Origin of the sequence: Saccharothrix luteola, from assembly GCF_020859565.1 — a bacterium.
GTDB lineage: Bacteria > Actinomycetota > Actinomycetes > Mycobacteriales > Pseudonocardiaceae > Actinosynnema > Actinosynnema luteola.
The window spans coordinates 23,580-44,983 of the sequence record NZ_JAJHUO010000039.1 but is presented as its reverse complement, the minus strand read 5'-3'; the positions used below and the strand labels follow the sequence as shown (position 1 = coordinate 44,983).

The window sequence follows — 21,404 nt, the reverse complement described above, 5'->3', positions numbered from 1 at the left end:
GTCCTGCCGGATCACGCCCTGCTGTCCCGGCAGCGCCGCGACGTCGCCGAAGCCAGCCACAACTGCGCAGCAGCGTCTGATCGGACTCCCCGACCGGACAACCACAGCAGTGCCGGGCAGGCTACTTGAGCGCCGTGGAGCGGTTGAGCAGTTCCGGCAGGGTCACCCGAAGAGAACCGCCCGCAAACACCCTCCACAAGTCGGTGACCGGCACCAATCCGGCTGGACGCGCCTAGGCGCCGGGACACCTGACACCGGGCTTCGCCGATCGGCAGCCGGCACCAGGGGTGCAGGTGACACTCCAGGCGGAACGCGGTCATCCGGTCGGGGCGGAGCTGCGCCGCCCGGCGCCGGGCGGTGGTGTGGTGGCACCGGCCGTGCAGGCGGATCGCCACGAGCAGGCCGGTCAGCGCCGCGCCCGCCGCGAGGACGGCCAGCGCGCCGTCGGTGGTCAGGTCGATCAGGAGGTCCGCCAGCCCGGGCGCCGGAAGCACGAGCAGTGCCACCAGCAGGGCGCCCGCGGCGAGGACGGCGAGCGTGCTGGGGGCGAGTGCCAGGCCGATGACCACGCTCAGCCCAGGACGAACCGGAGCGGGCACGGCGTCTCCGGGGCCGGCGCAGCAGCACCCGGCGGGTGCCTGGCTGTCGTCGTGGTGAGGCCGTGGTGGACGACGGTGCATCGTGTCCTCATCTCCGCGACGCTCCGGGTCGCACCGGTGGCGCCGCTGTGCGGTTGCCTTTGCCCCGAAGGCGAACCGTCACGCCATGGCGGACAACTCCCGCGCGGCCGACGCGAGGCGGGAGCGCTCGGTGAGCAGACCGTGTTCGACCAGGCGGGCGATTCCGGTGCGCAGCGCGTCCGCGGGAGCCTCCGGCCGGCCCCGGAGGGCGTTGAGCAGGATGGTGATGACCTGTGCGTCCACCTCCGCGGCAACGGTGTCGACGAGTCCGTCCGCGAGGTCGGCGTCCGGGCCGGGCAGGGTGGAGATCGGCCGGGTGGTGCGCCGAGGCCTGCGGCCGAGCGGCTGTTCGACGTACCGCTCCCACCACGTGACGTACTCGGGGTGCTCCTTCGTGCCGGCATTCACCCTCGGCCCGGAGCGGCACTGCCGTTCGACGACCGGCACACCGGCGGCGACGCGGTTGCGGCCCGGCGCCGGTCGCGGTCTGACTCAATAGAGGAGTGGGCTCCACAAACCGGAAATCAGAATGTCGATCGCGGCTTCTCCTTGTCCGGCAGGGGCAAGGGCTGTGATCGATGATCCCACAGGGTGTCCGCACGTCCTACAAGTCCGCGCCGTACACCAGTCAACTGAGCACCGTCTTGCTGTAGTGCAGGATCACCAGTCATCGAATCGCCGAACGTCACCATCACAGGAGCTACTGCCCATTGTGGACGATATGACATCGAAGATCGTCTGTGCTACGTTCTACGTGTGACACGTCCCCACGGCGGGACGGGGACCAACAACATCATCGTGGTGACGAGGCGCGGGGATTCGACCCCCCGGTGGGGATGTATCCCACGGGTGGGGGTTCAAGTCCCCCCTCGGACACCAAAACGGCTGAGATTTCAGCCGCCGAAGTCCACGCAGAGTCACAAGTTGACTACTCTGCGTGGACCTTTTTGTGTCTGTGGCGGGATCTCGGCCTCTGCGACTCTCAAAAGAGGACTAGATGATCTTACCAACGGTGTTGACGGTGCGGCAGTTACCACGGTTGCGGCTGGAATCCCAGCAGGCTGAATCGGCGGTGCTGTCATGAAAGAACGCGCTGTTCTCTTGTTCGTCCCACCGGCTGTGCGCCCGAAGATGGCGCCGCAGCCGCAGCACTTTCCGGCACTTCCCCGACGTTGTGAGGACACCGACCTGCGGTTGGCGATCACGCGCGTCGATCACTCGGGTCGCGTGGGCGACCGGTGGCTGATCGACGCACTCGGATGGCAGCCCGGTGATCGCCACGAGGTGGTGGTGACGCCTGATGGTGCGGTCGTATCGGTCGACCCGGAAGGTTCATACCGCATCGACAAGCGCCGCCACGTGTTCTTGCCCGCTGCTGTCCGACAGGGGTTGGGCGTGGCCGCGAACGACCGTGTGGTCCTGGTTGCCCGCCTTGAGATCGCCACGCTGACCATCCACGCGACCTCAACGATCGCGGGCCTGATCCTGCAGCACTACGTCACCCAGGAGGCATCCCGTGGCTGGTGACTTCGACAAGGCGGAGCTGGTACGTCGTCTCCTCTCCGAGCTGGGCATCACGTTGTCGGATCTGTCCGCAAGGGCGGTCCCCACCGTTGCCGAGTACATGCCGCAGGTACGGGCGGCGGCATCGAACTGGCAGCTGAAGGCATACCAGGCGCACTGGCGACGAGCAGAGGTCAACCTCGCTGACCGCCGGCTCAACCAGGTCACCGTGACCGATGTGCTGATCCTGCAGCAGCAGGGCGCCCGCGAGGCCAAACTGCGCTCCAACACCCGCGGCGGCAGGTACGCGGGTGAGAGTGCTGTCCGAGCCATGCGGACGTTCTTCCGGATGGCCATCGCCGACGGCCTACTTCCCCGCGGCTGGAACCCGGCCTGGGAGGTGAAGGTGCCGCGACGTCTGCCCAGCACTCGGCGCGCGTTGAGAAGCAAGGAGTTGCTGGCCATCAACCATGTAGTGGTCACCACCGGCAGGGACGTACCTCTGGACTCGCTGCTGCTGCGGCTGCACAGCGAGACCGCGTGCCGCAGGTCGGGAGCACTGAGCCTTCGGTTGGCGGATTTGGACACCGAATCCTGTGCGGTGCGGTTGCGCGAGAAGTTCGGGACGGAGCGTTGGCAACCGATCAGTCCCACCATGGTGGCGAGCTTGCTGGAGCACGCCCAGTCGCGTGGAGTACGACACCCCGGCGACCAGCTCCTGCGGAACGCGAACGGCACACCGTTGACCCGGCGACGCTACGACCTGATGTGGAAGCGCGTGCAGGCCAGGCTTCCGTGGGCGGCGAAGCTGGGCGTCTCCGCGCACTGGATGCGTCATACCACCCTTACATGGGTGGAACGGCACTACAGCTACGCCGTTGCTCGGGCCTACGCGGGACATACCGACACCAAGGGCGGTTCGACCCTGACCTACATCAAGGGCATGCCGCAGGAGGTGGCGCGAGCGTTGTCTGCCTACACCGGCGAGCCTCATCCCCTCGCCGAGCTGGGCCGCCTGTGATCGCCGATCACCCATGCAGGTGATCACGGTCGCAGATAGCCGCAGCCGCGAGTGCCGGTCGTCGGGTGCCGCTCCGTCGACCGGCACTCTCCGCTCTGGACGCTGTGTGCCTACACGATGGGGCGAATCACGAGTCTGGCCAACGGAACAGTTCAAGAGGAGCGACTCCGAGGGCGTCAGCCAGGACGAACACGCGGTCGAGGCTGGGCGAGTGCCGGCCGTTCTCGATCCGGTTGATCGTCTTGCGGTCGAATCCGCTGGCCTCAGCCAGCTGCTCCTGAGTCCACTCGCGATCCAGGCGCAGAGCCGCAAGGCGGTGGCCGAACCGCGCACGGTTCTCCGCGAGGTGCGGATGAACCGGCGACGCAGGCACGGGGGCAACGTTGGTACTCGTCGCCGTGCGAGTCCGTACCAACAGTGGTACAACTTCTCGCCCCTGGGTCGAGCAAGATCAATCGTGCAGCTCAGCGCCATGGGAACCCCAGTCGCATACCACCCATACGAGGATTCGTTGAGCACCGACCCCACGACCGTCCGCGCCGCCCGCCTGCTGATCTCCCAACTCGGCCTCACGCCCGAAGACCTCATGTGGGTACCGACGGACCTGCCCACCTTCCGCGACTACGTACCCCACGTCATCTCAGCATCGGGCACCGGCTCCAAGCGCACCTACGGCACCTACTGGACCCGCATCATCGAGGCCTTCGGCGACAAGCGGCTGGATGAAGTCACCCCGTCGGAGATCGAGGGACTCATGCGCCGCCTGGTCGAGAACCGGCGGATCAGGCGCAACGACCGCGGCGGCCACTCCGTGGCAGAACACCTCCTGGCCGCCATGCGCGCCATCTACAACCGCGCGATCAACGACAACCTGCTCCCACCACAACACAACCCCGCCGGAAAGGTCCCCAAGCCCCGACGCCGTCCCACCACCCGCCAGTCCCTCGGCGCAGCCGAGGTGACGGCTCTTGCCGACGCGGTCACCACCAGCGGCCACGACACCGTCCTCGACACCCTGCTGTTCCGCCTCCACCTGGAAACCGCCTGCCGACGCGGCGGCGCGCTCGCCCTCCGCGAGGACGACATCGAACCCACCACCTGCCTGATCCAACTACGCGAGAAGAACGACACCGTCCGCTGGCAACCCGCCAGCCCCACCCTCATCGCCTCACTACTGGCCCACCGTCAACACCGCGGCAACGGCAAACCCAGCCCCGAACCCCTGCTGCGCCACCGCGACGGCAACCCGATCAACCACCGCCGCTACGACCGCCTGTGGGAACGCCTCGGGGACCGACTCCCCTGGGTCACCGCCCGCAACGTCTCCACCCACTGGCTACGCCACACCACACTCACCTGGGTCGAACGCCACTACGGCCCCTCCGTCGCCCGCGGCTACGCAGGCCATGCCCATCCGCGCAGCGACGACGTCACCGCCGTCTACACCAAACCCACCATCGCGGACCTGGCCACCGCTCTGGCCGCCTACACCGGCGAACCACACCCCCTGAGCACAACACCACCGCCCGCAGGCGGGCTACCCGTGTTCCCGATCCTCAACCCACTCCAGCCATGACCGAACGCCCGACCCCGCTGTTCAGCCCACCCGAACCCGACCTGTCCACGCCGCTCATCACGGTTGACACCAGACCTCGGACAGACCTCACGGATCTGCTGTTGGCCACCGCGGCGATCGACCACTCCGGGCGCATCCCCGCTCGCAGACTCCTGCGCGCGCTGGACTGGCACCCCGACCAGACCACCACCGCCCAACTACGCGACCAGACGATCACCATACGACTCGACGCCCACAGCCCTCACCGGATCGACAGCCGACACCACGTGTTCATCCCCGCGGGCCTGCGCGACCTGACCGGAATCCGGACCGGCGACACCGTGGCACTACTCGGCGCACCGCAACTACAACTGCTAGCCGTATACCCGGTCAGGGCACTGACGACCCTGCTCGGTACACCAGTCGACTGATCCGACAACGGCAGGACGGCTCCACCTGATCCAGTCGTCCACCTTGACGCCAGACGGGTGTCAAGGCGGACGTCCGGACCTCGTTGCCGATAGAGTCGCCGCTCGAGCCGAAGCGGTGTCGGACCGCGCCGACGTCTGGACGGGATTGTGAGCAAAGCCAACCGCAGGAAGAAGGACCGCCGCAGACAGAGCAAACGGCGCGTGCGCGCGGCAGGCGCGACCCGGGCGCCGAACGCCGCGGGCATGGCGGTGGACTCCGTCCGACACGCCGTGGCCCTGGTGACGGCGATGCACTCCACACCCGACGACCTGCCAGCACTGCTCGACGAATCCGTGGACGACACGGCGAGCCAGGCTCTGACCGCCGTCGTCCTCCACTCCCGATTCATCGTGGCCGGTTGCGAGGTCATCGCCGAGATCCACGACATGCAGCCGGCCGAAGTCCTCGACGATGTCGCGGCCGAACTCGCGGACGACGAAGCCGACCTTCCCGAGCCATGGCACCGGGTTCTCGCGACCGCCCGGGTGTACGCCCAGGTCTACAGCGGGCAACGACCCGCCGACGACATCGCGCCGGTACTGACGACCAACCTCGGAACCGGACCGACCGCCGCCTCCTACCTGATCGCGCTCACACAACTGGCGCACCAGGTGCTCGTCGCCCGATGCGAGGAAACCGGCGAAGACGTCGTCGCGTACCTCCGCGACATGGCGCTTCCCGCCGCCATGGACCACGGCAACGACATCGACGCCGACGACGCGGACGAGTACGTGCTCGCCCTGATCGCCGAACGCCTCGACACCCACCCCGGACTCCTCACACGCGCCGCTGGGGCGATCAGCCAGGACCCAGAAGCGCTGCTCGGGGAGTTCGCAGACGAGTTCGAGGAACTCGGCGGCACCGAGCGCCTCGAACAGCTCGACGACGAGACGGTGCCGGATATGGACGACGACGACCTACGTCTGCTCTTCCTCGTGATGCTGGAGTCCGCCGTCGTCAACCCCGACGGAGCAACGGTCGCCGAACGGATCCAGGTGAACTGGCGATTCTGACGACCGGCTCCGTCATGGCGCTGCACAACCTGGACGACGACGGCCACGAGTCGACGGGGTCGGATCTCCGGTCCGATTCTCGGGTGCGGCCTCAACGGGAGAGCACAGCTGGTCCGGCGATCTACCGGTGCAGCGGACTGATCCTGTGGCGGTGCTGGGCCGGACGGGGTCGGCGGTGGGGTCATCAGGATGGCGTAGCGGTTACGGTGCCGTCCGCCGCCGATCTCGATCGCGATGCGGCCCTGGTCGTGCAGGCGTTTGAGGCGGCGTTGGACGGTGCGTTCGTCCAGCCGGGTCTTGCGGGACAGGTCGGTGATCGACGGCCAGTCGTTGCGTCCTTGGTCGTCGGCCGAGTCGGCGATCGCCAATCGCGGCACCGCGAAGCCGGCCTCCAGAAGGCCGAGACGGTGAACGCGGTGGCCGAGCCCCAGGCCCGCGCAAGGCCGCGTGGTTGCACACATGTCGACACGAGGTGACGGCCCGCCGGGCACCTCCACGGTGCCCGTGGTGAAGCGCGGCGAGATTCCGTAGCGTCGGGCGCGTGTCCGATCCGGTGCGTATCGAGATGTCCGGCGAAGCGGCCGTTGTCGTCCAGGCCGGGTCAATCGTCGGTGGTGTGCACATGCACGCGCGGCGCGGCGCTCCCTCGCCAGCACGACCGATCAGTGAGTGGCACCCATTCGACCTGGACGTGCACCGGGCTGTCACCGTCGGCGGCACCGGGCTCCCGGACCTCCCGACGTACCTACCGCGCGAGCACGACCGGGCGCTCGCCGAGATGCTCACGGCGAAGCGCACCGCGATGGTGGTGCTGACCGGCGAGTCGTCCACGGGCAAGACCCGCGCGTTGTATGAGGCGATCGCCGCTGAGCTGGGCACTTGGCCGCTGCTCTACCCCCGCACGGCCGAGGACCTGCTGCACTTGCTGGCCAACGGCGTCGAACCCGGCACGGTGTTGTGGCTTAACGAGACCCAGAACCACCTGCTCGACACCCACGGCGAACGCGCGGCTGCCGCACTGCGCACCCTGCTCAAACTCCCCGGCCCGTTCATCGTCGTGGGCACCCTGTGGCCGCAATACTGGTCGACCCTGACCGGCCCGAACCAGCCCCAGGCACGCAACCTGCTGCACCACCGCGTCACGCGGATCCGAGTCGCCAAGCGGTTCACCACCGCGCAGATGGCCACCGCCCCGACCGACCCCCGGCTGGCGAAGGCCCTCGCGACCGCGCACGACGGCGAAGTCGTCCAAGCGATCGCGGGCGGTACGGCCGTGGTCGAGCGCTACGAGCACCCGGACACCCCGGAGGACCGGTACGCGACCGCCATCCTGACCGCGGCTCTCGACGCGCGGCGGCTGGGTCACCACGCCCTGCTCACCACCGCGCTTCTGACCGCCGCCGCACCCGACTACCTGGCCGACGACGACCGCGTGGACGCGCCGGAGACATGGTTCGAGATCGGCCTGAAGACCGCCACGGCCACCCGGCTCGGCGTGGCCGCGCTCATCCCGAAACGCCTCCACCGCGGCGTGGGACCACCCGACGGCTACCACCTGCACGACTACCTGGACCAGCACGGCCGGTTCACCCGCAGGCGCGCCCTCACCCCGGACTCTCTCTGGGACGCACTCATGGCCCACGCCCACGACCCCGAGGACCGGTTCCGACTGGCCCGCAGCGCCTACCACCGCCTGCGCTACCGCCACGCCGACCCGCTCTACCGCACGGCCACCGCCACTGGCTCCACCACGACGGCGGTGCGGATGATGAGCGTGCTGATCGCGCACGGCCGGGTTGACGAGGTCCGCGAACTGCTGGACCGCGAACCGCCCCACATCCGCACCCACGAGACAGCCGAAGTACTGCAACGCCCCTGGCTCCCGCACCGCCAGATGTTCCTCGATCTGCTGGAGGACCGCGGCTCCTGGGCGGACCTCTCACCGGCCGACAAGCTGGCCGTAGCCGCCTCGCCCCACGATGCGGGCGGGGTGTTGTGGCAATCGTCGAACGGCCGGTGGCAGCGGCTGGCCGACGTACTGGCCGACAGCGGGAGGTGGGACGAGGCGCTGGACATCGTGCGCGCCGAGCCGGCCAGCTGGGCCAGCGCCTGGCTGGCGGAGCGGTTCGCCGCAGCGGGCAACGTCGACCGACTGCGCCAGCTCGCGGCGACCGACATTCCCGAAGCCATCGCCAACTTGGCCGCCCACACCCTAGCCACCGACGACCAGGCCGACGCCGAAGCAGTGGTGTCGGATCTTGTGAAGGCCGGTCATCCACCGACCGACCGGCTACTGGCCGCCCTGGTCGACCGGGGCGAGGACGAGCTGGCGATCAAGCTGGTCACCGGCGCGACCGCAGCGGAGGCACTGTCGAAGTCGAAAGACGAGCGCGCTGGGGGCATCCGATTCCTGCGGGGCAGCGTGTTCCCTAAATTTGTCGAATGGCGCGTGGGCCAACGACAGGAGCAGTTGGCGAATCTTTTCGCCGATAAGGGCCGCTGGTCGGAGGCGCTGATGCTGGTAAAGGGCAAGCCCTGGGCACAGGAGTGGATCCCGAAGCGACTGGCCCTGGCGGGCAACCTCAACGCGTTGCGCGAGCTGGCCGACACCGGCCTCGACCACGCCGGCCGGGAGCTGGCGGCACTGCTCGCCGAACACGGCCGGCACGGCGAACTGCTCGACCGGACACGAAAGGGCGACGAGCACTGCGGTCAGCGACTCGTCGCCCTCGCCCACGAGGGGAAGGTTCCAAACGGCGAGCAATTGCTCGCCGAAGGGCTATGACATGGACAGCGACCGGTCCATACCCGGCTCCAGGTGAGTCAGCACCTGGGACTCGTCCACGCCGGCAAGCACCTGCTCTGGACGTAGGCATCGTCGCCTGGTCGGTGCGGCCGGAAGGCCGGACGGCGTGTCACGTACGGGCTTGCGATCGACAGCAACGCCTCGGGTGCCGGACGTGCGGCTACCTAAGGTTCACCGGTTGCGGGCGCCAACGGCGAAAGCGGGCAGGATAGCCAGAGAGAGCAGGCCGCCGGCCAGGGCGAGGACCGGGTAGCCGGCGGTGCCGACGACGAGGCCGGATGCGAGTCCGCCGGTGGCGCCGGCGATGGCGATGGAGACGTCGATCGTGCCCTGGGGCTTGGCTCGGGTGGCCAGGGGCACGGTATCGGTGATGATGGCGGTGCCGGAGACGAGGCCGAAGTTCCAGCCCAGGCCGAGCAGCGCCAAGGCGAGGGCGAGCAGGGCGACGGAGTCGCCGGGCGCGGTGGCGGCGATGACGCTGACGGCGAGCAGGGTGACGCCGGACCCCGCAGCGATGGTGGGGCGGCCGTAGCGGTCGGGGGTGAGCCTGTGCTGGTACCGGAAGCCGAGCAGCGGCCAGTCGTTCACGCCGACGGCCTTCCACCCGGTCACCGAGCACGTGGCCCGCTTGCGGCAGCGCGCCATCGAGCTGCACCGCAGCCAGGCCGACCGCCCCTACCTGCAACAGGAACACCCGGCCCTGAAGGACGCGTGGTTCGGCTGGCTGAGCGGCCACCCCGCCCTGGAACCGTTCGAGGTCGTCCGCCAACGCCTCACCCCACCACCGGTGGCGGTGACGACCGGCAGGTGCTGACCGGGGACGTCGCCTCAGTCCGCCAACGCGGTGAACTCCTCCGCCATCGCCAGCAGGGTGGGGATCGAGACGGCGGCGAGGTCGTCCAGTGCCGTGCTCCAGTGCCCGTTCCGCAACGCCTGTGCCGCGAAGCGCGGGGCCTGCGGCGCGTGCTCCGGCGCGACGGGTGCGTGCGCGAGCCGCATCAGCGCCCGGCAACGGTCGTCTGCTCCGATCATCGACTGGACCGCTGCCGCTGCCGTGTCGTAACGACCGGCCATGAAGCTCGCGGTCGCGAGCTGTTCCGCGATGAGGTCTCGCACATTTCGGTCGGGCAGCAACCCGATCTCGAGCACTTCATCGACCAATCGCATCGCCTGGTCGTGCTGCCCGGCAACCGCCAGCGCCTCCGCCAGCGTCGCCAGCGCCTTCGCCTGATCTCGGAGGTTCGCGACCTCACGGGCGACCCGCAGCGCCCGCTCGTGGTCCCCGACGTCCGCCAGCACCCGGCTGAGCAACAGCGCCATGTCCTGATCGAGGAACCGCAGATCGTCCCGGTGCAGGCGGTCGAACATCCCGCGAACCAGGTCCTCGGCCTTCCCGCGGTTCCCAATCATGACGAGGACCCTCGCCACCCACAACAGGATCCGGCCCGCGGGGACGGGTTTTTCGGCCTGGGCGAGCCCCATGAGGTGGTCGAGCAGCTTCTCGACGCCGACGCTGTCGCCCGAAGCGGCCATGACTTCCGCGACCTCCGCCAGGGCTTCGGCGTGGAGGCCGATCCGGCTTTCGGCGACGAGGAGTGCCACGGCACGATCGTGGTCGCCCCTCGCCACGAGCGCGCAGGCGATTCCGGACAGCGCCTGTTCCCGGTACGCGGCGAGCATCACGGCGGCCCGTTGTACGGCTATGTCGTAGTGCCCGATCTGCGCCCAACCGATCGCGATCGCCACTTGTGCCCGCCCCGCGAGTTCAAAGGGTGCTTTCTGCCGCCGGAGCTCCTTCTCCGCGCCCAGGACGAGGTCCACGGCTTGATCGCGGAGCCCCACCTGCGCCGAGGCATTTGCGGCCGACACCAGCGTCGACACCAGCGGCTCCAGGTGGTTGTCCGAGTGAGCGAACTCGAGCGCCCGTTCAACCAGCCGCCCGGCCTGCTCCTGGTGACCCGCCTCGGCCAGCTTCACGGCCGCCGAGGCCGCGGTCGGGCCGTCCGGCCTGCGCCCGGCGATCGAGCGGGCGGTCAGCAACGCCTCGTGCAGCAGGTCGCGGGCACGGTCGTGGTGGCCGGCCTCGGCCAGCGCGCCCGCCACCGACACCAGCGAAGCGCTCCGCTCCTCGGGGTTGGCCATCGAGCGGGAGGTCCACTCGATGTGGTCCAGCAGCCGCCTCGCCTCGGCCTCGCGCCCCGCCGCGGCCAACAACTGCGCGACCGACACCAGAACCGGGTTCCACCGGTCGACGTCGGGGATCTCGTGGACCAGGTCGACGGCCTGGTCCGGACGCCCCAACTTGGTCAGTGCCTTGGCGATCGGCGCACACGTCAGGGTTCGGCGGTGGACGTCGGTGATCGACCGTGCGGTGCGCACGGCGTCGTCCAGCAGGGTCTCGGCACGATCCCGTCGGCCGGTGTCCGACCACGACACGGCGACCAGTGCCGAAGCCACGCTGCGCAGGTAGTGGTCGATGATCCCGAGGGCGGTGCGTTCCGCCTCCGCGAGCAGGCCCGAGGCCTGGTCGTCGTGCCCGTTCCCGGCCAGCTCCACGGCGATCAGTCCCAACGCCGGGCCGCGGCGGAACGAGTCGCGGATCGACCGGGCGACCTCTACGGCGCGATCGTGGTGCCCGGCCTTGGCCGCCTCGACCGCCACTGCGGTCCACACGTCGTTGCGGTGATCGTGGTGCCGCGTCGACTGGGCGACCTCGGCAGCGCGGTCGTGCTCACCGGCTTTCGCGTAGACCACGCCCACCGCCGTAGACGCCAAATCCCGTGCATCTTGGTAGATGATCGAACCGGTCGTCCCCGCCGCTTCGTCCAGCAGCTCCACGGCTTGGTCGCGGTGCCCGAGGTCCACGAGGGCTTCGGCGGCCGCGACCAGCGCCAGGACCCGCCGGTGCAGGTCGGGGATCGAGCGGGCCAGAGCGCTGCCTCGGCGAGGTTGTCCCAAGCGGACCCACACGCCCGCGACGGCCGGTGGGACGTGGGTGTTGCGGTCGCTCAGGAAGTCGCGGTGCACGGCCAAGCGGCCGATCGCGACGAGGTCGGGCACCTCGGCGCCGACCAGGGCGTCCAACGTGGTGGTGAGCTGGGCCAGGGCGTCGCTGTCGCCGCCGATCCGCTCGAACAGCCGCTCGTTCCTCGCGCGGTCGGCGCACAGCGCAGCGGCCCGGTCCGGCTCCACGGCGGCGAGCAGCATCGTGTGGTAGCCGCGTAGCAGGTACTCCGGTGTCTCGGCCGGCCAGCCGCGCTGCCGGTAGTCCGCCGCCCAGTCGTGCAGCACGGCGCGGTGGGAGGCCAGTTCGGCCGGGCCGAGCATCTCGGTCGCGGTGACTTGGAGCTCCTCGTGCGCCAACAGGTAGATCTCCGGGTCGGCACCGGGGTTCAGGTCGCTGTCACGGCGGGTGAAGCTGCGTCCGGACACCGTCTTGAGGTGGTCGCGGACCTGCCACGCTCCGGTGTGCGCCAGCTCGGCCAGGTCGTAGGCGGTCAGGCCGCCACCGGCCGCCACCACCAGCCCCAGGAGCGTCCGGCCCAGGTCGGGACCGGCCAGCAGCGACTTCAGGTCGCGTTCCATCTCGGTGCGCAACGCCCGCGCGTGCTCGGACAACCCCAACCGCCGCACGGCGCCACCGTCGCGCAAGGGGTGCTCGTCCGGCACGTCACCGGGGACCGGCGGGTCCGGGCGTCCGGCCACCACGATCCGCAGCCCTTCGGCGGGGTGCGCGGGCAGCAGGCCGGCGATGCTGTGCGAGTCGGGCCCCGCGGTGACGCTCTGGTCCTCGTCCAACCCGTCCACGACGAGCACCAGGCGTTCACCGCGCTCCCGGCACAGCGACGCCGCCTCCTCCAGCAGACCCAACAGGTGCGCCTCGCTCGTCGCGGGGTCCAGGAACTGCGGTTTCTCCTCGCCCACCAGGGTGAGCAGCTGCTCCAGCACGTTGCTCACGAACGCCGTCCGGTTCGCCTGACCGGCCAGCCGCGCCGTGACGAAGAACGACACCACCCGCACCCCCGGCGGCGGGTTCAGCACGAACCACGACAACAACGCCGTCTTCCCCGCCCAAGCTTCCGCCCGCCACCACTGGTAGGTGCCCGGCGACGCACCCGAGCAGAACGCCGCCAGCTCGGCGAGCTCCGCGTCCCGGTCGAGCAGCCGCGCCGGAACGATCCGCTTGACCTGGTGGCGGTAGCGGGTCGTCACCGGCGCACCGGTCCGCAGGTTCACGTCGCGTCCCGCTTGGATCACAAGCCCGGCGGGACCGGTGTCGGCCGACTGGGTCACCGACCCGTCAGCCGCTTCCCCGCCCGGATTCCCGCTCGCTCCCACGCGCCGATTATTCACCACTCAAGGGCACGGAGATCTCGTCGACCACCGCGAAAGGCCGAGAAGCCGAATTCCGCATTCTTGCGGGCAATCGTCCTGGAACTGGTCGCCCACCGAACCCGTCAGCAACGGACGGGGGCGAGGAGGCCGACGGCCGGGAGCGTGCACGCGGCGATGCGGCGTTCCTCGACGCGGCGGACGGCGTTGATGACGTCGGCGACGCGGGTGGCCGGTTAGGTCCAGACGCCGCCGCGACCGTTGACCAGCCGCCACAGCATGGACGCCTCGACCACGGTCAGGTCGGCACCCACGCGGTCGAGGGCGGTAAGCATGGCGGAGCCCCGGTGTGATCCTCACCTGGTTGTTCGGAGTCGGGTTACTGGACGATCACTCATCTCAGTAGCCCGGCGGACGGTCCACGGATCGACCCTCGCGACGAGCTGGAGCTTGCCGAAAATGCCGTCCGTACAGGTCAGGCGGCGTGGTGGTACTCGCTGAGGATGCCACCCAGTCGTTGGCGTCGGCGGATGTCGAGTTGGGCGACCCCTGTTTGATCGGCGGCGGGTTGTGGCAGCGCGCGTAGTGGTCGGGCGTTGGCGATGCCTTGGTGGGGTCGGTGGGAGTTGTAGAACTGCTCGTACTCGGGTAGGGCGTGGAGTAGGTGCTGCTGGTTCCATATGAGTGTGCGGTCGAGGAGTTCGCGGCGGCAGCTCTGGATCCAACGTTCCATGATCGCGTTCATTCGCGGGATCCGGACACCGGTGAGGACGGCCCGGATGCCCGCGTCGGCGAGGATGGTGTCGAACAGGGCGGGGTACTTCCCATCCCGGTCGCGAATCAGAAACCGTGCGGAGCTGTCTGCGTCTTCGAGGTCCATGGCTAGGTTCTTCGCGGCCTGGGCGACCCAGGAGGCGGTCGGGTGCGCGGTGGCTCCCGGAATCCTGATCCGGCGGCTGGCGTGTTCGATGACCGCGAATACGTAGAGTCGGGTGCCGCCCAAGGTGGAGGTCTCGAAGAAGTCGCAGGCCGGCAGTGTGCCGGCCTGGGAGCGGAGGAAGTTCGACCAGGACGTCGAGGTGCGCTGAGCCGCCGGATCGATCCCGGCGTCCTTGAGGATCTGCCACACGGTGGACGCGGCGACCTTGATGCCGAGCACGAGCAGTTCTCCGTGGATACGCGGTAGCCCCAGGCGGGGTTCTCCCGCGCCAGGCGCAGCACCAGGAGACGGATCGAGCGCACGGTCCGTGGTCGGCCCGGACGCCTGGGACGGGACTGGGCCGCGTGGCGTCGTGCGAGCAAATCCCGGTGCCACCACAGCACCGTCTCCGGACGTACCAACAGTCCGAACCGACGAAGCGTTTCCACCGGGAGTCGGTGCAGCAGTGCCGCGAGGAATGCCCGGTCGCCGGGAGAGAACCGCGGGCGGGCCTTGCCCCGTCGGCGTTCCAGGACGGTGATCCGGTGGCGCAGCGCCAGGATCTCCACGTCCTTGTCACGATCACTCATGGGCAGCAGGCGCAGTAGCGCGAACGCGTTGATCATGTTCAGGTAGGCCAGTCGGAGGAACACGGTTGACCATCCTGCCGTGTCGATCGACCGCAGCGTGGGTGCACGACCGCTTCCGCGCACTTGTCTCTGCAATCTCCGTGACCTGCACGGATGGGGTTGTCGGCAGGCACAACGCCCGGAGACGGTGCTGCGGTGGCACCGGGACCTCCTCGCCCGCCGCCACGCCGCCAGGTCCCGCCCCAAGCGGCCCGGCCGACCTCGAACCGTCCGCTCAATCCGGCTCCTGGTGCTGCGTCTGGCACGGGAGAACCCCGCCTGGGGCTATCGCCGCATCCACGGAGAACTCCTCGTGCTCGGCATCAAGGTCGCCGCCTCCACCGTGTGGCAGATCCTCAAGGACGCAGGGATCGATCCGGCACCCCAGCGCACCTCCACCACCTGGTCGACCTTCCTCCGCTCCCAGACCGACGCTCTACTGGCCTGCGACTTCTTCGAGACCTCCACCCTGACCGGCACGCGTCTGTACGTGCTTGCGGTCATCGAACACAGCAGCCGGCGGATCCGCGTCCTGGGCGCCACCGCGCACCCGACCGCCTCCTGGGTCACCCAAGCCGCCAGAAACCTCGTCATGGACCTCGAAGACGCGGGCAGCATCGCGCGGTTCCTGATCCGCGACCGGGACGGAAAGTTCCCGGCCCTGTTCGACGCCGTCCTCGCCGACGCAGGCATCCAGGTCGTTCTCAGTGGCGTCCGAATCCCGCGGATGAACGCGATCACGGAGCGCTGGATCCAGACCTGTCGACGGGAACTCCTCGACCGCACACTGATCTGGAACCAACAGCACCTGCTCCACGCCCTGCGCGAGTACGAGAAGTTCTACAACACCCACCGACCCCACCAGGGCATCGACAACGCACGACCGCTACAGCCGCTACCACAAGCGACCACCGATCAAGCAGCCGTCACCCGACTCGACATCCGCCGACGACAGCGACTGGGCGGCATCCTCAACGAGTACCACCACGCCGCCTGACCTGCATGGACAGCATTATCGGCAGGCACAGCGCCGGGAGCTCTCGCCACGGCGGGTTCGGCCGAGGCCTTGCGCGGCGCGGTCACAGCGACGGTACCGAGGAGCAGATCGATGCGCCTCGCCTCGTTCGGGCGTCGATCGCATCGGCGGTCCACCCACTCACGCCCGCGCCGGCATGTCCTCCGAGGTATTCGCGAGGGCAGCCGACCCCGCACTCGCACCCGTCCCCCAGGGCAGTGGGACCGGCTCGACACCTCGTCGGGCCATTCGACCAGCGAATTCAACGACTACACGGCAGAAGCCGGACAAACGGCCCCATTGCCCGGATCAACTCCGGGTCGAGGCAAGCCACTTGTCGATCATCAGCCATATGGGGTACTTAATAGCGGTACACGGCGTAATCTCTTGACGCGAACGGCGGACGGGGCAAGTATCGATCCTATCCGATGGCGCGTGAGCGCTGGGGAACGGGGGGAGCTGGGTGTCGCCCGCCCACGCCTCTCACCACTAGCGTGCCGAGGATCGTGGAGCGCACATGCCTGTCACACCGACCTATCCCGGTGTCTACATCGAAGAATTGCCCAGTCGGGTTCGCACGATCACCGCGGTGTCCACTTCGGTGACCGCATTCGTCGGGTACACCGCCAAGGGGCCGGTGGACCAGCCGGTCACGATCACCGGTTTCGCCGATTTCGAGCGGCGGTTCGGCGGCCTAGCCGCCAAGAGCCCGGTCAGCTACGCCGTACAGCAGTTCTTCCTCAACGGCGGGTCGATCGGCGTGGTGGTCCGGGTGGCCTCCGGCTCGGCGACGGCCAGCTCCACGCTCAAGAACAGCTCCGACCCGTCCCAGTCCCCCGGGGACGCGCTGGTCGTCGCGGCGAAGGAGCCGGGAGCCTGGGGCAACGCCCTGCGGATCTCGGTCGACTACGCCACTCCGACGCCCAACGACACGTTCACCCTGCGAGTGGGCAACGAGACCTTCAACGACCTCTCCCCCGACCCCGACCACCCGCGCTACGTCGTGGACGTGGTCAACTCCGGTTCCGCGCTGATCGAGATCTCCTCGCCCGGCGGGGACGGCCCGGTGCTGCGGCCCGACCCGAACGGCACCGTCTCCGGCCCGTTCGGCACGGACGTCCCGGCCATCCCGGACAAGGACCTGGAGGTCAAGGTCCAGGGCGGCACCGAGACCTACAAGACCCGCATCGCGGGCCAGCCCGCCAACGTGGTGGAGTTGGGACTGGCGCTGGAGAAGGCGCTGCGCGCGATCCCCGACAAGCCTCGGTCCAGGACCTTCGGCGCGGCGCGGGTGACGCCCATGGGCAACCGGCTGCAGGTCGTCTCCGGTTCCGACGACCCGACCACCGTGCTGGAGTTCAGCGGCGAAGTGGCCACCGCGCTGAACCTCAACGCCTCCCCCAACACCACCGCCTACGCCGTCGGCGCCACGCAGCAGGGCACCGACGGCGACCTGCCCGGCCCCAACGACATCATCGGCTCGGAACTGGACAAGACCGGCATCCACGCGCTGCGCGACGTGGAGGACGTCAACCTGCTGTGCCTGCCCGAGGTGTGCGGGTTCGACTCGATCGACCAACAGGTCCAGGTGCTCGCCGCGGCCGAGCGGCTGTGCGCGGACAAGCGGATGTTCCTGCTGGTGGACAGCCCCGCGACGTGGACGACGCTGGACCGGGCCCGCGCCGGGCTGACCGAGCTGGACCCGGTGCGCAGCGACCACGCGGCGCTGTACTTCCCGCACCTGGAGCAGACCGACCCGCTGACCGGGAGGCTGCGGGCCTTCCCGCCGTGCGGCACGGTCGCCGGGATCATGGCCCGCACCGACAGCGAGCGCGGGGTCTGGAAGGCCCCCGCGGGCACCGAGGCGCGGCTGGCGGGCGCCCGCGCGCTGACCGTGCCGCTCAACGACCCGGAGAACGGCCTGGTCAATCCGCTCGGGGTGAACTGCCTGCGGTCCTTCCCGGTGATCGGGCCGGTGGTCTGGGGCGCGCGCACCCTCGATGGCGCGGACTCGCCCCCCTCGCAGTGGAAGTACGTGCCGGTGCGCAGGCTGGCGCTGATGATCGAGGAGAGCCTTTACCGCGGCACGAAGTGGGTGGTGTTCGAGCCCAACGACGAGCCGCTGTGGGCGCAGATCCGGCTCAACGTGGGCGCGTTCATGAACTCGCTGTTCGAGCGCGGCGCGTTCCAGGGCACATCCTCGCGCGAGGCGTACTTCGTCAAGTGCGACAAGGACACCACCACGCAGAACGACATCAACTCCGGAATCGTGAACATTCTTGTCGGTTTCGCTCCGCTGAAGCCCGCCGAGTTCGTGATCATCCAGATCGAGCAGCTGGCCGGGCAGATCGAGGTGTGAGGGTTCGCATGGCCGAGTTCATCGTCAATCCGCAGCGGTTCGACCCGTACAAGAATTTCAAGTTCCTCGTGCTGTGGGACGGCCGCGCGGTGGCGGGCGTGTCGAAGATCAGCCCGCTCAAGCGCACCACCGAGGTGGTCAAGCACCGGAGCGGCGGTGATGCCAGCTCACCGCGAAAATCCGCCGGGCGCACCGAGTTCGAGGCCATCACGCTGGAGCGCGGGATCACCCACGACGTGGAGTTCGACCGCTGGGCCAACAAGGTCTGGATGGTCGGGCAGGGCCGGGGGTCGGAGTCGTCGCTTCGGGACTTCCGCAAGGACATCGTGATCCAGGTGCTCAACGAGGCCGGACAGGTGGCCGTGGCCTACAAGGTCTACCGAGCCTGGGTCGCCGAGTACCAGGTCGTCGGCGAGCTGGACGCCAACGCCAACGCCGTGGCCATCCAGAGCCTGAAGCTGGAGCACGAGGGCTGGGACCGGGACTACGAGGTCGCCGAGCCGGAAGAGCCGTCCATCCAGTTCCCGGCCTGACCCGTGCGCGCGCCGGCGGAGCTGCTCGCGACGTGGGAGGCGGGCCTGGCGGCCGGACCGGTGCGCCGGGCGCTGCTGCTGCAGGCGCTGGCGGGCGAGCGCTCGGCGGAGCTCCCGGTCGGCGCGCGCGACCGGCTGCTGTTCGGGCTGCGCCGCGCGCTGTTCGGCGAGCGGCTGACCGGGCTGCTGGCCTGCCCTGGGTGCGGCACCGAGCAGGAGTTCGACTTCGACGTGGCCAACGTGCTGCGCGTCCCGGCGCCCGCCGAGGACGTGGTGGAGGTCGAGTCTGGCGGGTGGCGGGTGCGGATGCGCCTGCCCACCTCGGCCGACCTGCTCGCCGCGGCGGCCGATCCCCCGGCGGCCAGGGCGGTGCTGCTGGCCCGGTGCGCACTCGCCGTGCAGCGCGCCGGGCGACCGGTGCGGGCCGAACCGCCCGCCGAGGTGGTGGGGCTGCTGGCCGCCGCCGCGGCCGAGGCCGACCCGGCGGCGGACGTGCGGGTGGCGATGCCCTGCGTGGAGTGCGGGCGGCGCAACACCGCGACCATCGACGTCGTCTCCCACCTGTGGGCCGAGCTCGACGCCTGGGCGCGGGCGTTGCTGCTGGAGGTGCACGCGCTGGCCACGGCCTACGGTTGGACCGAGCCGGAGGTGCTGGCGCTGAGCCCGACCCGGCGGCGGCACTACCTGGAGCTGGTGGGCCATGGCTGACCACTTCGACCGGCTGCTCGCGCGCAGCGTACCGGGCCTGCCCGCGGCCGACCAGGTGGTCCGGCCGCGGCTGCCTCGGCTCTACGAGCGGTTCGACGCCGAACCGGAGGCCGAGGTGGAGGTCTGGCCCACCGCGCCCGCACCGGTCGTGCGGCCCGCGACGGGGCCGCGGGGTCCGGAGGGGCCGCGCGGCCCGGCCGGTGGCACACCGGGGGTTCCCGCTCCCCCGGCAGCGCAAGCGCCGCCGGAGGTCGGGCCGCCCGCACCGGGCCCCGTGCCGGTGAGGGTGATCGAAACCGTGATCAGCACCGAGCGCACGCGGCACGAAGTGGTCCGGGAACCTTTGGTTGAGCACCGCTCCACGACCCTGGAGGTGACCGGGCGGCCCGCCGCCCCGGTCGCCGAGCTGCGCCCTCGGCACACCACCGTGGTCGTCCCGCCACCGGTGGTCGAACCCCGGCGGGCCCCCGCACCCGCGCTCGCGCCGGTGGCCGCACCGCCACCGCAGCCGCTGGTGCAGGTGTCCATCGGCCGGGTCGAGGTCACCGCGGCGGAGCCGGAACGCGGGCGGCCACCTCGCCCGCGGGTACGGCGGGCCGAGCCGGTGCTGAGCCTGGAGCGTTACCTCGCCCGTGAGGACGACCGCCGATGAGCAACTTCCTCGCCGTGGCCACCGCCACCAGGGCGCTGCAGACCTTTCTGGCCCGCGCCGTGGCCGCGGTGGAGGTCGGCGCGACGGTGGCCGCCGCCAAGCCGCCCGCCGACCCGACCTCCGACGCGTTGGTGACCGTCTTCCTGTACCAGGTGGTGCCCAACGCCGCGCTGCGCAACCGGGACACCGTGACTCGCGCGGGCGACGGCACGGTGCTCAAGCGACCGCAGGCCGCGATCGACCTGCACTACCTGATCAGCTTCTACGGCGACGAGTCGGACTTCGTGCCGCAGCGGCTGCTGGGCGCGGTGGTGGCCGCGCTGCACGAGCAGCCGATCCTGGCCCGCTCGGACATCCAGGACGCGGTGAGCAGCCCGCCGCTGCTGGGTTCAGACCTGGCCGCCTCGCCGCAGCTGGTGCGCTTCACCCCGACCCAGATGGACCTCGACGACCTGTCCAAGTTGTGGTCGACGATGCTGCAGACGCCCTACGCGCTGTCGGTGCCCTACCAGGCGACCGCGGTGCTGCTGGAAGGGCAGTCCCCGCCCACGTCCGGTAAACCTGTGCTGCGCCGGCAGATCGCGGTCACCGCGTTCTCCCGGCCGGTCATCGACGAGGTGCTGTCGCTGGCCCTCGACGCGCCCGAGGGTACCCCGCCCGACGACGGCCCGATCACCGCCGAGCGGCGCTTGGTGCTGCGCGGCGCGAACCTGGGCCGCCCCGGAGTGAGCGCACTGGTCGGCGGCGTCGAGGCGGAAGTGGTGCGGTCGCGGGAGGACGTGGTCGTGCTGGCCCAGCCCGCGGACCTGCCCGCGGGCGTGCACCCGGTGCAACTGCGCTACGACGTGCCGATCGGCGACTCCGCGCGGCCCTGGTTGGAGTCCAACGCCGCGCCCTACGTGCGTCGACCGAAGGTGCTCCAGGCCACACCGGAGGGCCAGGGCGCGCTGCGGGTGGAGCTGGACATCCCGGTGCGGCCCGACCAGCGGGTGACGCTGCTGCTGGACGAGCGGACGCCGGTGGGGCAGGCGCGCGGCCACCAGTTCACCGCGCCGTTCCCGCTGCCGCCGGGCACCGCCCAGGTTGTGCCGATCCGCGACGTGGACGGGGGCACGTACCTGGTGCGGGTGCAGGTCGACGGCGCGGAGAGCCCGTTGACGTTCGCCGACGGCGCGTTCACCGGGCCGACCGTCGACATCGCGGGGTGA

At 69.9% G+C, this 21,404-nt stretch carries 19 protein-coding genes and 1 pseudogene; 13 read left to right on the top strand and 7 right to left on the bottom strand.

The annotated features are described in order from the left end of the window. Window positions 1–11: 11 nt before the first annotated feature. Entirely contained in the window at window positions 12–599 is a 588-nt protein-coding gene (locus LNK82_RS40185) for a hypothetical protein (protein WP_230572111.1), read from the bottom strand. A 159-nt stretch (window positions 600–758) separates the two neighbouring features. Continuing rightward, complete coding sequence (locus LNK82_RS40180; protein WP_230572110.1) at window positions 759–1,088, bottom strand: hypothetical protein; 330 nt, start codon at window positions 1,086–1,088, stop codon at window positions 759–761. Between the two features lie 672 nt (window positions 1,089–1,760). On the opposite strand from LNK82_RS40180, the gene LNK82_RS40175 reads away from it, so the two are divergent. Both LNK82_RS40175 and LNK82_RS40170 read left to right on the top strand, forming a co-directional pair. Then, window positions 1,761–2,207: a hypothetical protein gene (locus LNK82_RS40175; RefSeq protein WP_230572109.1), complete on the top strand. Its 447-nt coding sequence runs from the start codon at window positions 1,761–1,763 to the stop codon at window positions 2,205–2,207. Beyond that, window positions 2,197–3,204, top strand: a complete 1,008-nt coding sequence (locus LNK82_RS40170) for a tyrosine-type recombinase/integrase (protein ID WP_230572108.1) — start codon at window positions 2,197–2,199, stop codon at window positions 3,202–3,204. The genes LNK82_RS40175 and LNK82_RS40170 overlap by 11 nt, the downstream gene beginning before the upstream one ends. Window positions 3,205–3,331: 127 nt before the next feature. Here LNK82_RS40170 and LNK82_RS40165 read toward each other — a convergent pair whose 3' ends face one another. Further along, window positions 3,332–3,577 carry a helix-turn-helix transcriptional regulator gene (locus LNK82_RS40165; RefSeq protein ID WP_230572107.1) on the bottom strand — a complete coding sequence of 82 codons (246 nt, stop codon included), beginning with the start codon at window positions 3,575–3,577 and terminating at the stop codon, window positions 3,332–3,334. A 138-nt stretch (window positions 3,578–3,715) separates the two neighbouring features. Between LNK82_RS40165 and LNK82_RS40160 the strand changes: the two genes are divergently transcribed. The 3 genes from LNK82_RS40160 (at window position 3,716) to LNK82_RS40150 (ending at window position 6,243) form a co-directional block, all read left to right on the top strand. Next, complete coding sequence (locus tag LNK82_RS40160) at window positions 3,716–4,780, top strand: tyrosine-type recombinase/integrase (RefSeq protein ID WP_230572106.1); 1,065 nt, start codon at window positions 3,716–3,718, stop codon at window positions 4,778–4,780. After that, window positions 4,777–5,190: a hypothetical protein gene (locus tag LNK82_RS40155; protein WP_230572105.1), complete on the top strand. Its 414-nt coding sequence runs from the start codon at window positions 4,777–4,779 to the stop codon at window positions 5,188–5,190. The genes LNK82_RS40160 and LNK82_RS40155 overlap by 4 nt, the downstream gene beginning before the upstream one ends. Before the next feature lie 147 nt (window positions 5,191–5,337). After that, the gene (locus LNK82_RS40150; RefSeq protein WP_230572104.1) at window positions 5,338–6,243 is read left to right on the top strand and encodes a hypothetical protein; all 906 of its coding nucleotides are present in this window, start codon (window positions 5,338–5,340) and stop codon (window positions 6,241–6,243) included. 251 nt (window positions 6,244–6,494) lie between these two features. Here LNK82_RS40150 and LNK82_RS48510 read toward each other — a convergent pair. Continuing rightward, window positions 6,495–6,704: pseudogene (locus LNK82_RS48510) on the bottom strand (helix-turn-helix domain-containing protein); the annotation flags it as partial. A gap of 230 nt (window positions 6,705–6,934) precedes the next feature. Between LNK82_RS48510 and LNK82_RS40145 the strand changes: the two are divergent. Next, a complete protein-coding gene (locus LNK82_RS40145) occupies window positions 6,935–9,028 on the top strand; it encodes a hypothetical protein (protein WP_230572103.1) in 2,094 nt (697 codons plus the stop codon). Between the two features lie 192 nt (window positions 9,029–9,220). Here the strand turns inward: LNK82_RS40145 and LNK82_RS40140 are convergent, their stop codons facing one another. Then, window positions 9,221–9,661: a hypothetical protein gene (locus tag LNK82_RS40140; RefSeq protein WP_230572102.1), complete on the bottom strand. Its 441-nt coding sequence runs from the start codon at window positions 9,659–9,661 to the stop codon at window positions 9,221–9,223. A 7-nt stretch (window positions 9,662–9,668) separates the two neighbouring features. Here LNK82_RS40140 and LNK82_RS40135 point away from each other — a divergent pair, with 7 nt between their 5' ends. Further along, window positions 9,669–9,863, top strand: coding sequence for a hypothetical protein (locus tag LNK82_RS40135; protein WP_230572101.1), 195 nt, complete (start codon window positions 9,669–9,671; stop codon window positions 9,861–9,863). Between the two features lie 14 nt (window positions 9,864–9,877). On the opposite strand, the gene LNK82_RS40130 is transcribed toward LNK82_RS40135, so the two are convergent. Next, window positions 9,878–13,285: a hypothetical protein gene (locus LNK82_RS40130; RefSeq protein ID WP_230572100.1), complete on the bottom strand. Its 3,408-nt coding sequence runs from the start codon at window positions 13,283–13,285 to the stop codon at window positions 9,878–9,880. Between the two features lie 571 nt (window positions 13,286–13,856). Next, complete coding sequence (locus LNK82_RS40125) at window positions 13,857–14,540, bottom strand: integrase core domain-containing protein (protein WP_230572099.1); 684 nt, start codon at window positions 14,538–14,540, stop codon at window positions 13,857–13,859. A gap of 639 nt (window positions 14,541–15,179) precedes the next feature. On the opposite strand from LNK82_RS40125, the gene LNK82_RS40120 reads away from it, so the two are divergent. From LNK82_RS40120 to LNK82_RS40095, 6 genes are all read left to right on the top strand, one after another. Continuing rightward, window positions 15,180–15,926: an integrase core domain-containing protein gene (locus tag LNK82_RS40120; protein WP_230572098.1), complete on the top strand. Its 747-nt coding sequence runs from the start codon at window positions 15,180–15,182 to the stop codon at window positions 15,924–15,926. A 535-nt stretch (window positions 15,927–16,461) separates the two neighbouring features. After that, a complete protein-coding gene (locus LNK82_RS40115; protein WP_230572097.1) occupies window positions 16,462–18,303 on the top strand; it encodes a phage tail sheath C-terminal domain-containing protein in 1,842 nt (613 codons plus the stop codon). An 8-nt stretch (window positions 18,304–18,311) separates the two neighbouring features. After that, the gene (locus LNK82_RS40110) at window positions 18,312–18,836 is read left to right on the top strand and encodes a phage tail protein (RefSeq protein ID WP_230572096.1); all 525 of its coding nucleotides are present in this window, start codon (window positions 18,312–18,314) and stop codon (window positions 18,834–18,836) included. Between the two features lie 3 nt (window positions 18,837–18,839). Next, on the top strand, window positions 18,840–19,544 hold the full coding sequence (locus LNK82_RS40105) for a T4 family baseplate hub assembly chaperone (RefSeq protein WP_230572095.1): 705 nt from the start codon (window positions 18,840–18,842) through the stop codon (window positions 19,542–19,544). Next, complete coding sequence (locus LNK82_RS40100) at window positions 19,537–20,196, top strand: hypothetical protein (protein WP_230572094.1); 660 nt, start codon at window positions 19,537–19,539, stop codon at window positions 20,194–20,196. The genes LNK82_RS40105 and LNK82_RS40100 overlap by 8 nt, the downstream gene beginning before the upstream one ends. Continuing rightward, window positions 20,193–21,404 carry a Pvc16 family protein gene (locus LNK82_RS40095; RefSeq protein ID WP_230572093.1) on the top strand — a complete coding sequence of 404 codons (1,212 nt, stop codon included), beginning with the start codon at window positions 20,193–20,195 and terminating at the stop codon, window positions 21,402–21,404. Before LNK82_RS40100 ends, LNK82_RS40095 begins: the two co-directional genes overlap by 4 nt.

What these genes read in the sequence shown, in the direction of transcription:
- LNK82_RS40175 (WP_230572109.1), top strand. Translation starts at nt 1,761, where the DNA reads ATGAAAGAACGCGCTGTTCTCTTGTTCGTCCCACCGGCTGTGCGCCCG.
- LNK82_RS40155 (WP_230572105.1), top strand. Translation starts at nt 4,777, where the DNA reads ATGACCGAACGCCCGACCCCGCTGTTCAGCCCACCCGAACCCGACCTG.
- LNK82_RS40115 (WP_230572097.1), top strand. Translation starts at nt 16,462, where the DNA reads ATGCCTGTCACACCGACCTATCCCGGTGTCTACATCGAAGAATTGCCC.
- LNK82_RS40110 (WP_230572096.1), top strand. Translation starts at nt 18,312, where the DNA reads ATGGCCGAGTTCATCGTCAATCCGCAGCGGTTCGACCCGTACAAGAAT.
- LNK82_RS40100 (WP_230572094.1), top strand. Translation starts at nt 19,537, where the DNA reads ATGGCTGACCACTTCGACCGGCTGCTCGCGCGCAGCGTACCGGGCCTG.
- LNK82_RS40095 (WP_230572093.1), top strand. Translation starts at nt 20,193, where the DNA reads ATGAGCAACTTCCTCGCCGTGGCCACCGCCACCAGGGCGCTGCAGACC.